At 66.2% G+C, this 15300-nt stretch carries 16 protein-coding genes; 9 read left to right on the forward strand and 7 right to left on the reverse strand.

The window, feature by feature from the left end; translation table 11 throughout:
- Positions 1-312: 312 nt before the first annotated feature.
- Positions 313-1398 carry a branched-chain amino acid aminotransferase gene (locus GGR61_RS10215; RefSeq protein WP_184621304.1) on the reverse strand — a complete coding sequence of 362 codons (1086 nt, stop codon included), beginning with the start codon at positions 1396-1398 and terminating at the stop codon, positions 313-315.
- Positions 1399-1459: 61 nt separating this feature from the next.
- Entirely contained in the window at positions 1460-2014 is a 555-nt protein-coding gene (gene sufT, locus GGR61_RS10220; protein ID WP_017156958.1) for a putative Fe-S cluster assembly protein SufT, read from the reverse strand.
- 174 nt (positions 2015-2188) lie between these two features.
- Here sufT and GGR61_RS10225 point away from each other — a divergent pair, with 174 nt between their 5' ends.
- A complete protein-coding gene (locus tag GGR61_RS10225; protein WP_184407252.1) occupies positions 2189-2608 on the forward strand; it encodes a hypothetical protein in 420 nt (139 codons plus the stop codon).
- Positions 2609-3391: 783 nt separating this feature from the next.
- On the opposite strand, the gene GGR61_RS10230 is transcribed toward GGR61_RS10225, so the two are convergent.
- Together GGR61_RS10230 and GGR61_RS10235 are read right to left on the reverse strand one after the other, a co-directional pair.
- Positions 3392-4849, reverse strand: a complete 1458-nt coding sequence (locus GGR61_RS10230; protein ID WP_184621305.1) for an NAD(P)(+) transhydrogenase (Re/Si-specific) subunit beta — start codon at positions 4847-4849, stop codon at positions 3392-3394.
- Positions 4846-5151, reverse strand: a complete 306-nt coding sequence (locus GGR61_RS10235; RefSeq protein ID WP_184407254.1) for an NAD(P) transhydrogenase subunit alpha — start codon at positions 5149-5151, stop codon at positions 4846-4848. The genes GGR61_RS10230 and GGR61_RS10235 overlap by 4 nt, the downstream gene beginning before the upstream one ends.
- Before the next feature lie 123 nt (positions 5152-5274).
- Here GGR61_RS10235 and GGR61_RS10240 point away from each other — a divergent pair, with 123 nt between their 5' ends.
- Genes GGR61_RS10240 through GGR61_RS10250 form a run of 3 tightly spaced genes read left to right on the forward strand, consistent with a single transcriptional unit; the run spans position 5275 to position 6670 of the window.
- Positions 5275-5838, forward strand: a complete 564-nt coding sequence (locus tag GGR61_RS10240; protein WP_184407255.1) for an RNA polymerase sigma factor — start codon at positions 5275-5277, stop codon at positions 5836-5838.
- The gene (locus GGR61_RS10245; protein WP_184621306.1) at positions 5835-6185 is read left to right on the forward strand and encodes a hypothetical protein; all 351 of its coding nucleotides are present in this window, start codon (positions 5835-5837) and stop codon (positions 6183-6185) included. The genes GGR61_RS10240 and GGR61_RS10245 overlap by 4 nt, the downstream gene beginning before the upstream one ends.
- A gap of 5 nt (positions 6186-6190) precedes the next feature.
- A complete protein-coding gene (locus GGR61_RS10250; RefSeq protein ID WP_184621307.1) occupies positions 6191-6670 on the forward strand; it encodes a DUF3106 domain-containing protein in 480 nt (159 codons plus the stop codon).
- Positions 6671-6873: 203 nt separating this feature from the next.
- Here the strand turns inward: GGR61_RS10250 and GGR61_RS10255 are convergent, their stop codons facing one another.
- Both GGR61_RS10255 and GGR61_RS10260 read right to left on the reverse strand, forming a co-directional pair.
- Entirely contained in the window at positions 6874-7965 is a 1092-nt protein-coding gene (locus GGR61_RS10255; protein ID WP_184621308.1) for an NAD(P) transhydrogenase subunit alpha, read from the reverse strand.
- A gap of 61 nt (positions 7966-8026) precedes the next feature.
- The gene (locus GGR61_RS10260; RefSeq protein ID WP_184621309.1) at positions 8027-8623 is read right to left on the reverse strand and encodes a TetR/AcrR family transcriptional regulator; all 597 of its coding nucleotides are present in this window, start codon (positions 8621-8623) and stop codon (positions 8027-8029) included.
- Between the two features lie 136 nt (positions 8624-8759).
- Here GGR61_RS10260 and GGR61_RS10265 point away from each other — a divergent pair, with 136 nt between their 5' ends.
- Positions 8760-9629, forward strand: a complete 870-nt coding sequence (locus tag GGR61_RS10265; RefSeq protein ID WP_184621310.1) for an alpha/beta hydrolase — start codon at positions 8760-8762, stop codon at positions 9627-9629.
- Positions 9630-9667: 38 nt separating this feature from the next.
- Here GGR61_RS10265 and GGR61_RS10270 read toward each other — a convergent pair whose 3' ends face one another.
- A complete protein-coding gene (locus tag GGR61_RS10270) occupies positions 9668-12004 on the reverse strand; it encodes a DUF1631 domain-containing protein (RefSeq protein WP_184621311.1) in 2337 nt (778 codons plus the stop codon).
- A gap of 307 nt (positions 12005-12311) precedes the next feature.
- Between GGR61_RS10270 and GGR61_RS10275 the strand changes: the two genes are divergently transcribed.
- From GGR61_RS10275 to GGR61_RS10290, 4 genes are read left to right on the forward strand one after another with little or no spacing between them, the layout of a single operon-like run.
- Positions 12312-12887, forward strand: a complete 576-nt coding sequence (locus GGR61_RS10275; protein ID WP_184407261.1) for a nitroreductase — start codon at positions 12312-12314, stop codon at positions 12885-12887.
- A complete protein-coding gene (locus tag GGR61_RS10280) occupies positions 12884-13876 on the forward strand; it encodes a 5'-3' exonuclease H3TH domain-containing protein (RefSeq protein ID WP_184407262.1) in 993 nt (330 codons plus the stop codon). The genes GGR61_RS10275 and GGR61_RS10280 overlap by 4 nt, the downstream gene beginning before the upstream one ends.
- Positions 13873-14424: an NUDIX hydrolase gene (locus GGR61_RS10285; protein WP_184621312.1), complete on the forward strand. Its 552-nt coding sequence runs from the start codon at positions 13873-13875 to the stop codon at positions 14422-14424. The genes GGR61_RS10280 and GGR61_RS10285 overlap by 4 nt, the downstream gene beginning before the upstream one ends.
- The gene (locus GGR61_RS10290) at positions 14405-15202 is read left to right on the forward strand and encodes an N-formylglutamate amidohydrolase (protein ID WP_184621313.1); all 798 of its coding nucleotides are present in this window, start codon (positions 14405-14407) and stop codon (positions 15200-15202) included. Before GGR61_RS10285 ends, GGR61_RS10290 begins: the two co-directional genes overlap by 20 nt.
- Positions 15203-15300 lie beyond the last annotated feature (98 nt).

Genomic DNA, 15300 nt, shown 5'->3' on the forward strand with positions numbered 1-15300 from the left:
TTCTAGATCAAAGAGAACCGCCGTAGCGGTGTTATCTGGTGCCGCCTTCCTAGGCCAGCACCGAGGTCCCCGGATCGATCCCCTGTTATCGATCCGTTCATCGAACCTATCTCAATCAAACCAAACTGGACAATACGAAATGCCCACTTTTTAAAATTAAAAAGTCAATTTTGTGACGCACAACAACTGCATTCAGATTGATCTACGCCATTTTTGACCTTGCCATGACCTCCCCGCGCTGCTGCAGGTCAAAAAAAAGGCCCTGCGCGGGCGCGCAAGGGCCGATTTTTTGACGCGAGGCGACGTATCGCGTCAGAACAGACGTACCAGCCAGCCGTGACGGTCCGGGAGGCGCCCGTACTGGATATCGGTCAACTCCTGGCGCAGCGACATGGTGACTTCGCCCGCCGGTGCGGACAGGTCGCCGACCGCAAAGCCGTCGCCCTTCAACTCGCCGATCGGGGTGACCACGGCAGCCGTGCCGCAGGCGAAGACCTCGGCAATCTCGCCCGATGCCACGCCCTGCTTCCATTCGTCGATGGACACCTTGCGCTCGATCACGCGCATGCCGCGATCGCGGGCCAGTTGCAGGATGCTGTCGCGGGTGATGCCTTCCAGGATGCTGCCGGACAATTCCGGCGTCAGCAGGCTGCCGTCCTTGTAGACCAGGAACACATTCATGCCGCCCAGTTCTTCGATGTACTTGCCTTCCACCGGGTCCAGGAACAACACCTGCGAGCAGCCCTGCGCGAAGGCTTTCTGCTGCGGCAGCAGCGAGGCGGCGTAGTTGCCGCCGCACTTGGCCGCGCCGGTACCGCCCTTGGCCGCACGCGCATATTCGGTGGACAACCAGATCGACACCGGCGCCACGCCCTTGGCGAAGTACGGGCCGGCGGGACTGGCGATCACGTAATACGAGGCCTTGTGCGCGGCGCGCACGCCCAGGAATGCCTCGTCGGCAATCATGAACGGGCGGAAATACAGGCTGGTCTCAGGTGCCGACGGAACCCAGCCGGCATCCACGGCCACCAGCTGGCGCAACGATTCGACGAACAGGTCCACCGGCAATTCCGGCAGTGCCAGGCGCCGCGCCGAGCGCTGCAGGCGCTCGCCATTGGCCTGCGGGCGGAAGGTCCAGATCGAGCCATCGGCATGCCGGTAGGCCTTGATGCCTTCGAAGATCTCCTGGCCGTAATGCAGCACCGAGGCGGCCGGATCCAGCTGCAGCGGACCATAGGCGCGCACTTGTGCGTCGTGCCAGCCCTGCGCGTTGTTCCAGGAAATGGCGACCATATGGTCGGTGAAATGCAGCCCGAAACCGGGCGCGGCCAGGATCACGGACAGTTCGTCGGCACTGCGCGGCGACGGAGAACGATTGGAAGCGAAGGACACGGACACCGGAAGTTTCCTGTATGGCGGACGGAAGAACGCGCCACATGCTCGACATGGCGCCTGACGATCAGAGCATGCCGGTTTCGAGACGGGCCGCTTCGGACATCATATGCCGGCCCCACGGCGGGTCGAACACCAGCTCGACGTCGGCCTCGGCAATGGTCGGGATCATTTCCACCTTGCTGCGCACGTCATCGACCAGGATCTCGCCCATGCCGCAACCGGGCGCGGTGAGCGTCATCTTGACGTCCACCCGGCGCTGGTCGTCTTCCTCGCGATGGCTGACCACCGCCTCGTAGACCAGGCCCAGATCGACGATATTGAACGGAATTTCCGGGTCGAAGCAGGTACGCAGCTGCTGCCACACCAGCGCTTCCACTTCTTCGTCGCTGGCGTTGGCGGGCAGTTCCAGCCCCGGCGGGGCCTCCTTGCCGATCGCATCGCCGTCCTTGCCGGCAATGCGGAACAGGTTGCCTTCGACGAAGACGGTATAGCTGCCCCCCAGCGCCTGGGTGATGTAGCCATAACTGCCTGCGGGCAGGGTCACCGAATCGCCCTGCGGCACCATGACGGCATCGCAATCGCGTTCGAACTGGACGGGTTCGCTGCTACGGGAGTACATGGGCTGGATATGGGGCCGCGCCGGATGCGCGCAAGTCCGTCATTCTAGCCGACCACGGCAAGGCCGCTGCCGGTCTGGAAGGGAACCAGCGACGACGCTGCATTCCATCGGCGCACGCATCACAGCGCAAAGCGGCTCACGCGCCTTATCATGTGCGCACTGTCAGGAGCTCCAATGCCGCCCACGTCCGCGTCCGCCAGAACCGCACACTGGCTCTGGCCCCCGCTCCTGCTACTGGGATGCGTCACTGCCCTGATTGCCTGGATACTGGTTGCCCTGATGCTCGGCCATCAATCCGGCTGGATGGCGCTGCTGGTCGCGCTGGAAGTGGCCTGGATGCTGCGGCTGGGAACGCTGCGCGCCGGCGCCCTGCGCACCGGCATCACCCTGGTGGCCACGGCGCTCGTGATCGCCGGTGCCAACTGGGGCATTGCCTCCGCGCAAGTCGGCGGCCCGCTGGGGCTGGACCCGTGGACCTCGGCGCAGAAGATGGGCACCGGCCTGGCCTGGACCCTGCTGCAATTGGCCAATAACGGCTTCGACCTTGCCTGCTACGTCGCAGCACTGGTGCTGGCCTGGTGGGCGGCGCGCTGAGTCAGGCGCGTTCGCACCGGCTACCGATAGGCATTCGTTGAAGCTGATGCTTCATCTGCACAGCTCAAGTCATGCCGCTCCTGCTTAGCGCTAGCGCTTTATTTTCCTGACGCAGCCATGTCTGGGAGAGCTCTGCGACTTGGCTGCAAGGCCCTTGCCCGCCCACCTCGCAGGACACGCCGCAAGTACGTCCTTGTAGCGGCATCCATGCCGCGTAAGGTCCCGCGACGGTGGGCGGACAAGGACCACGCGAGATGGTCGGTGCGCTGGTGCAAGCAATGCATGGTGTGCGTTGTTCGGATCACCGTGCGTTCGATCGGCTTCCCAAGCGCAAGCCAAATAACCGGCAGCGGCTCAACAAAGCAACCTACAAACTTTTCAGCGTCCCAACGCAAGACTCGCAACCGCAACAGGCAGTTTCTCAACTGGCCACCAACCAACTTCCTGGTGCGGTGTCCTCACCGGTTGCCGGACCCTTGGCGGCATGGATGCCGCCAAGGAGCTTCCACGGATGGATTCACGGCGTGTCCCGCAAGCGGTGAGGGCACCGCGCACTCGACGAGCCGAACTTTTGAATGTCTTTAAACACCGCTACGCCCCACAAAGCCCGGTATTTTCTTGAAACTCCTTGGCTTGTTTACGACTGGCCGGACAAATCACGAATAGATCAACTTAGGAGCGGCTGTTCTGCAGCTCCACTACAAGGTCCTTGGTAGTGAGAGAGAACACCCCCTCGACCAAGCGACTGCACGAATTCATCCGCTAAACCGGTCGCACGACGCCTCAGTGCCCGCCCCCGTCCAGCGCCTTCAGCTCGCTGACCAACGCACCGGCCGCCTCCGCACCATCGCCGTACAACATGCGCGTGTTGTCGGCATAGAACAGCGCATTCTCGATGCCGGCAAACCCGGTGCCCTTGCCGCGCTTGATCACCACCGTGTTCTTCGAATTGACCACCTCCAGGATCGGCATGCCGTAGATCGGGCTGGCCGGGTCGGTCTTGGCCACCGGGTTGACCACGTCGTTGGCGCCGATCACCAGCGACACATCGGTGCTGGCGAACTCGGGATTGATGTCGTCCATGTCGGCGATCAGGTCGTACGGCACACCCGCTTCGGCCAGCAGCACGTTCATGTGCCCGGGCATGCGCCCGGCAACCGGATGGATCGCAAACTTCACCTTGACCCCGCGCGCGATCAGCCGCTGCGCCAGCTCCCAGATCTTGTGCTGCGCCTGCGCCACCGCCATGCCATAGCCAGGCACGATCACCACCCGCTCGGCGAACGCCATCATCGCCGCCACGTCGCCGGCCTCGATCGGCTTCTGCGCACCGCTGATCTCCTGCGCCTGCCCGCCGCCGCCGAAGTTGGAAAACAGCACGCCGCTGATCGGCCGGTTCATCGCCTTGGCCATCAAACGCGTCAGCAGGATACCGGCCGCGCCGACCATCATGCCGGCGATGATCAGCGCCTCGTTGCCCAGCACATAGCCTTCGAAGGCCACCGCCAGGCCGGTGAAAGCGTTGTAGAGCGAAATCACCACCGGCATATCGGCACCGCCGATCGGCAGCGTCATCAGCACGCCCAGCGCTAGCGCCACCACGAAGAAGCCGATGATCGCCAGCGGCTGCAGGCTGCTGGCCGCCCAGATGCCGAGCGCCAGCAGCGCCAGCGCCACCACCAGGTTGAAGGCCTGCTGGCCGGGGAAGGTCACCCGCCGGTCGAGCCGGCCGTCGAGCTTGGCCCAGGCGATGATCGAGCCGGACAGCGACACCGCACCGATCGCCGAACCGATCACCGCCAGTATCACCGTGGTGGTGTCCGGCCGCCGTGCCGCCAGCTCGGCGATCGCCTGGGCGCTCCAGTGCGCAGTATCGCGGTTAGCGAAAAAGGCAAAGCGCAGCAACTCCACCGCCCCGATCGCCGCCGCCGACCCGCCGCCCATGCCGTTGTACAGCGCCACCATCTGCGGCATGTCGGTGATGGCGACCTTCCTGGCCGACCACCACGCCACCCCGGTGCCGATCGCCAGCGCGGCCAGGATCAGCGGCACGTTGTGCAATTCGGGCAAAAAGAATGTCGCCAGCGTGGCGATCAACATGCCCAGCCCGGCCCAACGGATGCCGCTGCGCGCAGTCAGTGGGGAGGCCATGCGCTGCAGGCCGAGCAGGAACAACGTTGCGGCCACCAGATAGCTGGACTTCACCAGCCACGACAGCAATTCGGCGGTGGACACGTTCATGGCGCATCCCCGCTCGGCGGCTTCTTGCTGGACTTGAACATGTCCAGCATCCGCTCGGTCACCACGTAGCCACCGGCCGCGTTGCCCGCACCCAGCATCACTGCCACGAATCCCAGCGCTTTTTCCAGCGTGGTGTCTGCATGACCGAGCACCACCATCGCGCCGATCAGCACGATGCCATGGATGAAATTGGAGCCGGACATCAATGGGGTATGCAGGATCACCGGCACCCGCGAGATGATGACGTGGCCGGCGATGGCCGCCAGCATGAAGATGTACAGCGCTACGAATCCGTCGCTCATCGTCTTTCGCTCCACTGGCCGGTGCGGCCCGCCGATCATACCCACGCCACGCCCGCGCGTAGCCATGTCAACCGAATCTGCGTTCGCCCGTTGACGTCGTATCGTCTCCATGGAAGCTACGCTGTGCTGGTGGGAACCCCTTTCGATCCGCAACCTGCCGCACCGGCCGCGACCGCGCCCGTCTCGCTGGACGCCTTCCTGGCCGGCATCGGTCCGCGTGCGTTTCGCTTTGCCGAGGCCGGTCTGCGCCACCGCGAAGACGCACTGGATGCCGTGCAGGACGCCATGGTGAAGTTGCTCGGCTACCGCGAGCGGCCGGCCGCCGAATGGACGCCGTTGTTCTGGAGCATCTTGCGCAGCCGCATCATCGACCTGCAGCGCCGGCGCAGCTTTCGCCTGAAGTTCTGGGCACCGGCCGAGCGCGCCGATGACGAAGGCACCATCGATTGGGCCGACCCTGGCACCGGGCCGGTGGACGAACAACAGCATCAACAGGCCTACCAACGGCTGGTCGAGGCGCTGCGCAAGCTGCCGGCGCGCCAGCGCGAAGCGTTCACGCTGCGCGTGCTGGAAGACCTGGACGTGGCCACCACCGCCAAGGCGATGGGCTGCTCCGAAGGCTCGGTCAAAACTCATTTGTCGCGTGCGCGCGACGCGTTGCAAAAACAGTTCGAGGATTTCCTGTGAACCGCTCCCACGATCCGGCCCAACTGGACGCGCACCTGCGCCAGCTGCATGCCACCGCACTGACCAGCCTGCCGCCGCAAACGCTCGCGCGGCTGCGGCAGGCCCGCCACGCCTCGGCAACCACGCGTCCACGGCGCGGTTACTGGTTACTGGCGATGGCATGTTCGGGATTGCTGGCGATCGGCATCGGCCTGCAACTGCGCCCCGGCGACACCGCGCCGACCGTTACCGCACCGACCCAGGCGATCGCCAGCAGCGCCGCCACGCCTGATACCGACGACATGCTGACCCAGAACCCGGACCTGTATGTCTGGCTCGGGTCCGACACCGCACTGGCCATGGAATGAACACGATGACCCGCACGACCCGCCTGCTGTTGACCCTGCTGCTATGCGCCGCACCCTGCGCAGTGTTGTCGGCACAGAACCACCCGCCCGGACCTCAACCACAGGAAGGTCGCGGACCGGGAAGCGCAGGATCGCGCGACGACAGCCCGATGCCCGCGTGGGACCAGCTGACCCAGCCGCAGCGTCAGGTGCTGATCGATGCGCTGCGCGAGCGCTGGAACGGTGCGCCCGAAGAACGCCCGCGCATGTACCGGCACGCACGCCGTTGGCTGGACATGACGCCGGAACAACGCGCGCAGGCCAAGGCCGGCATGGACCGCTTCCGCAACATGAGCCCGGAGCAGCGTCGCGAAGCCAAGGCCTTGTTCGAACGCATGCGCACGCTCAACCAGCAGCAGCGCAACGCGCTGCAACAACGCTGGCAGAAGATGACCCCGGCCGAGCGCAGCGCGTGGCTGCGCGACAATCCGCCAGTGGACGACTGAGGCAGCTGCACCCGCCGATGGCGACAGGCCATCGGCGGGTGACAGGTCTGGCATTCGGCTTGCGCGCGAGCACGCACTCCCGGCAACGGCTCAGCACGCGCCATTGCTCGGCGCGTATCCGGGCATCAGGCGTGAGGTCTTGCCACTGCATCAGCCAAACAGATGTGCCAAGCCCACACTGGCACCGCACATGGGCGCCCGCACTACGCCGCAGGCACCGGCGACCAACGGGTCTTGGCCAGCAGCTCGTCGTCCCAGTCCAGTGACAATGCGCCGTCCTTGATCAGCAAGGCCGCAAAGGCGTAGACGTTGCGCGCAAACATCTCGCTGGCGTGCACCGCGCCCTGGCTGGCCAGATTGAGCGGGCCGGCGATCACCACGCCATCGAGCTCATAGGTTTCGCCGGGCCGGGTCGCAGCGCAATTGCCGCCGGTTTCTGCGGCCAGGTCCACGATCACGCTGCCGGCGCGCATACCGCGCGCCATCTCCGCCGTCACGATCTTCGGTGCCGGGCGGCCGGGCACGGCGGCAGTGCAGACCACCACATCCACCCCCTTGAGGTGGTCGGCCAGACGGCGCTGTTGTTCGGCACGTTCGTCGTCGGTGAGCGGCCGTGCATAGCCGCCTTCGCCGACTGCGCTCACGCCCAGATCCAGAAAGCGTGCGCCCAGGGACGCAATCTGCTCGCGCGTTTCCGGGCGCACATCGAATCCTTCGACCTGTGCGCCGAGTCGCTTGGCAGTGGCAATCGCCTGCAGCCCGGCGACGCCGGCACCGATCACCAGCACCTTGCACGGGCGCATGGTGCCGGCGGCCGTGGTCAGCATCGGGAAGAAACGCGGCGCCAGTTGCGCGGCGATCAGCACCGCCTTGTAGCCAGCCATGCCGGCCTGCGAACTCAATACGTCCATCGATTGCGCGCGCGTGGTGCGCGGCAGGCGCTCCAGCGGAAACGCAAGCAGCTCACCGGTGGCAATCGCCTGCGCACGTGCCGGGTCGGCGTCCGGCGCCAGCATGCCGATCAGCACCGTGCGGGACTTGCACTGCTGCAGCACCTCGGTGGGCGGTGCCTGCACGCTCAGCAGCACCTCGGCCTGGGCCAGCGTCTGTGCCGTGGCAAGCTGCGCGCCGGCCTGCACATACGCCGCGTCGGCCATGCTGCTGGCGCAACCGGCGCCTGGCTCGATCCACACGCTGGCGCCGAGCGCGACCAGTTTCTTGACCGTTTCCGGCGTCGCGGCGACACGCCGCTCGCCTGCCGCATGTTCTCTCAGCACCAGCACCTGCACAGCCATGCGTTGCTCCGGTCGCGCGCCTCAGTCGCGGCGATGCTAGCAGAGCACGCGGCTGCCACGCTCAGGGCGTCAGCAAGGCCGGCAGCATCGGTGCGAGCAACTGCTCGGGCGGCGCCAGCGCGACCGCATCGGTGCGGTGGTCGATGGCCAGACACGCATAACCATGCGCCGCGCTCCAGGCCAGCAGCACCCGTTGATGCAACAGTTGCGCAGCCGGCGCGCTGCCGTGCCGGGCCAGCCAGGCCGCATGCAAGGCATCGCGCAGGCAGGCCATCGCCGCATCGGTGGCCGCCTGCAGGCGCGGCAGGCTGCGCCGCTGCGGCTGCAGGCTCTGCATCAGGCGAAACTGCTGCGGGTAGGCGATGGCGAACCGGACGTAGCCCAGGCCGCCGCCCAGCAATGGGTCCACCTCGCGCTGGGCCCGGACGATCCATTCGACCATGCACTCGTAACCGTCCGCGACCAGTTCCACCACCAGGCCTTCCAACGAGCCGAAATGATGTGCCGGCGCGGCGTGCGAGACACCCGCACGGCGGGCGCACTCGCGCAGGCTCAACCCACGCGGCCCCGATTCGCCGACGATCTCCCAGGCGGCCCGGCGCAGGGCGGCATGCAGATCGCCGTGGTGGTAAGTCGCTGACTTGGGCCGTTGGGACATGGCGGCTTCGCAATTCGGGATGTCATTGGAGCAACTAATCTTGACGTTGACAAGATCGGCGCTGCAGACTCGGCCCGCATCTTGCCAGCGTCAAGATTTGACGGCGGATGCCGCCCCTCCCCAGAGAGCTCTCTCCATGGCCAAGGCTTCCTCCCGTTGGCGCATGCGCCTGACCCGCACGCTGTTGGGGCTGGCCAGCCGTCTGGCCCCCGGCCCGACCGGCCGCCTGCTGGCACGACGCTTCGTGACGCCGGAGGCGGCATCGCGCCGGCATGCCACCTCCGCCCTGGCTACGCTGTCCGACGCCGGTCGCGACAGCCTCCGCATCGATGGCCTCGCGCTCGACATCGCGGTGTATGTCTGGGGCGATCCGGCGCAGCAACCGTATGTGCTGCTCTCCCACGGCTGGTCCAGCTATGGCCTGCGCTTTGCCGCCTGGGTGCCGCGCCTGCAGGCGCTGGGCTATGCGGTGGTGGCCTTCGACCAGGCCGGGCACGGGTTGAGCGGTGGACGCATCAGCAGCATGCCGCACTTTGTCGAGGTGTTGCGCCAGGTCGGTCGGCGGTTCGGCCGACCGGCCGTCTTCATCGGCCATTCGCTGGGTTCGACGTCGATCGTGTTCGCCGAAGAAGCCGCGTGGCAGCCAACGCGCTACGTCCTGATCGCGCCATTGCTGGCACCGGCAGCCGCCGCGCACCGCCAGTTCCGCGCCGTCGGCATCGCGGCCAAGACCTTCGTTCCGTTCGAGAATCTGCTGCACACGATCACCGGCAAAACCTTTGCCGATTTCGATGCGTCCACGCATCTGCCGCGCCTCCAGCGCCCGGCCCTGATCATCCACGACCGCCGCGACCGCGAGACGCCCTGGGAAGAAGGCGCGCGCTTCGCGGCGCTTTGGCCAAAGGCGCAATTGGTGACCACCGAAGGCCTGGGGCACAACCGCATGGTCGACCATGCCTCGGTGATCGAGGCAGCACTGCGCTTTATCGGACCGGCGCAGGCCTGAGCGCGCGGCGATGCGTCGAGCGCATCGCCCGACAGCCGCTAATGCACGGTGCTGTTGTGCAGCGGATCCAGGCGGTCGATCACGCCCTGCATCGCGCTGTCGAAGGCACCATCGTTGATGTGCTCGCGCAGGCGGCCCAGACGCACCATCACCGCCAGCTCTTCCGGCGAGGCGACGCAGAAGCGCACACCGCGTCGGTTCACGAACAGCAGGCGCTGCGAGATCGGGCTCACCCACGACAGCTTGCCGGCCTGCACCTTGCCGTCCTTGTCGACGAAATCCAGCCAGGTGCCGATGTCCATCGCGCGGAAGCGTTCGGTGTCGGCACTGTCGATGCTCTGCGCCATCGCATCGGCGCCCAGCACCACACTGACGCTCTCGGCAGCGGGCGGCGGCAGGTTGACCTGCGGCAATTCCGGCAAGGCCTTTTCCAGTTCCGGGCGCGCTTCGGCGACCGCCTGCAAGGTGTCGTGCAATGCAGTGATCGCCACCACCACCGCATCGCCATGCAGGCCGACGCTGGCGAACACGCGGTGCAGCGCCGGCTGCCAGACCTGCAGCCACGGCTTGCCGACGATATGACGACGCGCCTCGGCCAGCTCTTCCAGCACGCCGTCGGCCACCGCCAGCGCCTCGACGGTGCCAGGGCCCTCATCGCCATCGCGCAGGATCGCCATGGTCAGATGATGCAGCCATGGCTGACGCAGGAAATCCTCCACGGCCCTGGGCAAGGGCGTACCGGCCAGCACGCGTTGCTCCAGCTCCGCCAGCGCGCGGCTGCGTGCCAGTTCGAGCTTTTCCTGGCCGCGCTGGGTTTCGGTGGCGCGCCGCTCGGCGATTTCCACCCGACGCCGATGCTGCGACAGGAAATCGCGGAACTCTTCTTCCAGGGTCATGAAGATCGCCAGGTTCTCGTTGAACTCGGCGACCAGGCGGTCGACGATTTCTTCGACCTTGCCCATCAGCACGCGCTCGGCGGCGCTGTCTCCGTTGTTGCCCTCGCAGGCTTCGGCCAGCGAATTGAGCAGCCTGCGCGCCGGGTGGGTCTTCTGCACGAACATCTTGCGATCCAGCAGCGCCACCTTGACGAACGGCACCACCAGCCGGCCGATCGTTTCGCGCGAGCGGTTTTCCAGATCGCGTTCGTCCAGCATCACATCGAACAGCATGCCGACCAGGTCGATCGCATCCTCGTCCATCGGATCCAGGCGCGCACTGGCCGGATCCACGCCCAGACGCGTGGCGCTGGACAGCACTTCGTTCTTCAACCGATGCGCCAGCGATTCGTTGTCATCGCCGATGGCCGCCTGCAGCGTGGTGCTCGGCGTGGCCTGCAGCAGCGACAGCACCGACATCATTTCGCGCTGGCTCAACGGACGTTGCTGGCCAACCGCCACCGACGCGGCAGACGCTGCGCTGTCGCGCACGTTGCGGGTCTGCTGCAGCAGTTCGTGCAGCGCATCGAGCAGCATGCCCTGGCTGCCGCCCGGGTGATCGGCATCGCCCTCTGCGTTGGCGCCACCGTCGGCATGCCCACGCTGCGCTGCGGCCTGCATGCGGCCGCGGCTGTGCGCCCAACGATCCAAAAAACGGTTGGCCCACGCCGGAGCATACTGATCGTTCTGATCGTCGTCCCCCATCTCCGCGTGCGCGCTGCGCGCATCGGCCTGTGCGGCCAACTCGGGCGTTTCGCTGCGCGACGGCGCGCGTTTGGGTTGCGAGATTTCCGGCATCACACCTGCCTTGGCCAGGGTTTCGTCCAGGCGTGCGTACAGCCTGCCGATCGGCTCGGCCAGGTCGCGTTCGCACAGCTTGATCAAGACCAGGCGCACTTCCGGTGCCAGGTCACAGATGGCGAAGGCTTCGTGAATCGCCACACCCAGATGTTCCGGTCCGATCGGATTGGTGTCGGCGACCAGTTCCAGGCCACCGGCAATCCAGCCGAGGCGGCGATCCACCCGTGCCAGCACCTGCTTGAAATCGCGTTTCAGCACCGAGGCGAGGTTGCGCACCGCCAGCCGCGATTCGAGTACGTGTTCGGGCACCAGACTCAGCGGACCGGTACCCATTTCGCCGGCCAGCACCACTTCTGCCGATAACGGCACGCCCAACAGTAGAGCCTGCCAGCCATCTTCCAGCTGCTGCCGGAACTGCGTCACCACCTCGTCGCGCTTGCGACGCAATTCGCGCATGCCATCGAGGAACAGCAACTGCGAGGAGCCCGCCGATTCGGCACGATCAAACAGCACATCATCGAAGTGTGCGACTGCAGCTGCAAACACCTGCGCAATCGCAGGCACGAACGCAATGTGCGCCTGTTCGAGCAAGCGTGGATCATGGCCCGGATGTCCCGACGGACTGGGCTGAGAAGTCATGCGCAAAGGCTCCCCGCCTCTGCAGGCGTGAAAATTTTCAAACGAGAAAAAACAGACGCGGCCCCAAATTCCGCTCTCGCATGGTAGGCGCTTCGCTCAGTCGTTAAGTGTGACGGATTTATCACTTTTGTCGTGACCACCCAGGGTTCGCGCATCAGTCGAGCATCCTAGCCCGCAACACTGCGGTGGAGCTTGCCAACCCACGTTATACGCCTGCGCGGGTTAAGCCTTCGGCGTGGCCAGCGCGTTCAGAGCGTGGGAAGAGCCCGTCTATAATTGCAGTTCTCTATCGTCACGATTCGGAATCATGCACGCACCGTATTCACTTCAGGCGCTGGACGCCCGGCGCTCGGTTCCTTCCAAACAGCTCGGCGAACCCGGGCCGGACGACGCCACCTTGCTGCGCATGCTCACCTCGGCGGTGCGCGTGCCCGACCACGGCAAACTGGTGCCGTTCCGCTTCCTGCGCATCAGCGGCGACGCACGTCACGCACTGGGTGATTTCCTGGCCGACACGACCCAGGCGGCCGACCCGCTGGCCCCACCGGCGGCGGTGGAAAAAGACCGCCACCGCTTCGCCGATGCGCCGCTGGTGATCGTGGTCATCGCCTCGCTGCGTCCCGGGCACAAGGTACCGGAGCAGGAGCAGCTGCTCACCGCCGGCTGCGTGTGTTTTGCGCTGCTGCAGGCGGCGCAGGCGCATGGCTTCGGTGCGCAATGGTTGACCGCCTGGATGGCCTACGACCCGGCAGTGACCGGCTATCTGGGCCTGGAGCCGAACGAGCGCATCGCCGGCTTCATCCATATCGGCACGCCGCGTATTCAGGTGCCCGAGCGCGAACGACCCGATCCGCGAGCGCTGCTGCGCGACTGGACACCGTGACCACACCCAGCCCTGGCGTCGCGTCGGCAACGGCGGCAGCACCGGTCCAGCGCCCGACACCGCTGTATCTGGTCGATGCCAGCCTGTATGTCTTCCGCGCGTGGCATTCGATCCCGGACGAATTCCAGGATGCGCAAGGCTGGCCGACCAATGCCGTCCACGGCTTTGCGCGCTTCCTGCTCGACCTGCTCGAACGCGAAGACCCGCAGCACATTACCGTCGCCTTCGACGAGGCTTTGGACAGCTGCTTTCGGCATGCGATCTACCCGGCGTACAAGGGCAATCGCACCCCGGCACCGGATGCATTGCGGCGCCAGTTCGCGCACTGCAAGGCGCTATGCGCGGCGCTGGGCCTGAGCGTGCTGGCCCACCGTGAGTACGAGGCCGACGATCTGATCGGCAGCGCCCTGCACGGCGCGCGTGCGCAGGGCTTGCGCGGGGTGATCGTGTCGGCCGACAAGGATCTGTCGCAGCTGCTGTTCGAGCACGACGAGCAATGGGATTACGCGCGCAACCTGCGCTGGGGCATGGACGGGGTCAAGGCGCGCCACGGCGTGCACGCCCACCAGATCGCCGATTACCTGGCGCTGTGCGGCGATGCGATCGACAACATTCCCGGCGTCACCGGCATCGGCGCCAAATCGGCGGCGGTGTTGCTGGCGCATTTCGGTAGCCTGGATGCCTTGCTGGAGCGCATCGATGAAGTCCCGTTCCTGCGGCTGCGCGGCGCCGCGCAGATGGCGGCGCGGCTACGCGAACAACGCGAGCATGCGCTGCTGTGGCGCCGGCTCACCACCATCGCGCTGGATGCACCGTTGGCACTGACCGCGACAGGCTTCACGCGCGCGCAGGCCGATACGGACATGCTCACCGGCTTGTGCGAGAGCCTGCGCTTCGGCCCGCTCACCCGGCGCCGGTTGCTGGCTGCGTGCAGCGGCGCGCCGGCCCCACGCACTCCCGTTTCCCTGGAACAAGGCCTGCATCCATGAACCGATACGACGCTTCACCCACCGTGGTCTACGAAGGCAAGTACCAGCGCATGGTCGTGCGCGGCACCTGGGAATATTCCGAGCGCGTGCATGCCGGCGGCCTGGCCGCGATCATCGTGGCGGTGACGCCGGACGATGCGATGCTGTTCGTCGAACAGTTCCGCGTGCCGCTGCAGGCGCGCACCATCGAAATGCCGGCGGGCCTGGTCGGCGACGTGCATGCCGACGAGTCGATCGAACTGTCGGCGATCCGCGAGCTGGAAGAAGAAACCGGCTGGACCGCCGAGCACGCCGAAGTGCTGATGATCGGCCCCACCTCGGCCGGCGCCAGCAGCGAGAAGATCGCCTTCGTGCGTGCCACCGGCCTGCGCAAGGTGGGCGCAGGCGGCGGCGATGCCAGCGAGGACATCACCGTGCACGAAATCCCGCGCGCGCAGGTCGGCGCCTGGCTGGTGCAGAAGATGGCCGAGGGCTACCAGATGGACCCCAAGCTGTGGGCCGGGCTGTATCTGGTCGATCACGCACTGGATGGCACCCCGCGTGGTTGAACCGAACACGCCGCGCCTGCTCGGCGCCGACGATCCGGCACCGTTCACCGTCTTCAACCCGCAGGCCGCCTCGCCGTGGCTGCTGATCGCCGACCACGCCGGTCAACGCGTGCCGGCGCGGCTGGACAATCTCGGCTTGCCGCAGCACGCACTGGACCGCCATATCGGCTGGGATATCGGCATTGCCGAGGTCACCCGGTTGCTGGCCGATGCGCTGGATGCATTCGCCATCGCCCAGACCTATTCGCGCCTGGTGATCGACTGCAATCGCCCGCACGCTTCCGCCACGCTGATGCCCGAGGTCAGCGACGGCACATCGATTCCCGGCAATCTCGGGCTGACGGCTACTGATCGGCAACAACGCATCGATGAAATCTTCGCGCCGTATCACGCGCGTATCGCTACAGAACTCGATGCACGCCAGGCGCGCCATCAGCCGACACTGCTGCTCTCGATGCACAGCTTCACACCGATCATGGCCGGCAACGCACGGCCCTGGCATGCCGGCGTGCTGTATCACCGCGACACGCGGCTGGCGCATCGGTTGCTGCACGCCTTACGCGAGGAGCCGGACCTGGTGGTCGGCGACAACCAGCCCTACGCGGTCAGCGACGCCAGCGACTACGCGATCCCGGTCCACGGCGAAGGCCGCGGACTGTTGCATGTCGAACTGGAACTGCGCCAGGACCTGATCGCCGATGCCGCAGGACAGCTGGCCTGGGCCCGGCGATTGGCACGCATGCTCCCGCCGCTGGCACAAGCGCTGCTGGCGCACTGAAACACGCAGCCACACGGCAATCACGCCAGGAGCGAGCCGGCGTGCGATGGAGCGTTACCGATCACGCCTGGCCGCACGCCGGCACGCTCGCAAGGGTC

The sequence above is a fragment of the Xanthomonas sp. 3058 genome (genome assembly GCF_014199765.1).
Classification (GTDB): Bacteria; Pseudomonadota; Gammaproteobacteria; order Xanthomonadales; family Xanthomonadaceae; genus Xanthomonas; species Xanthomonas campestris_B.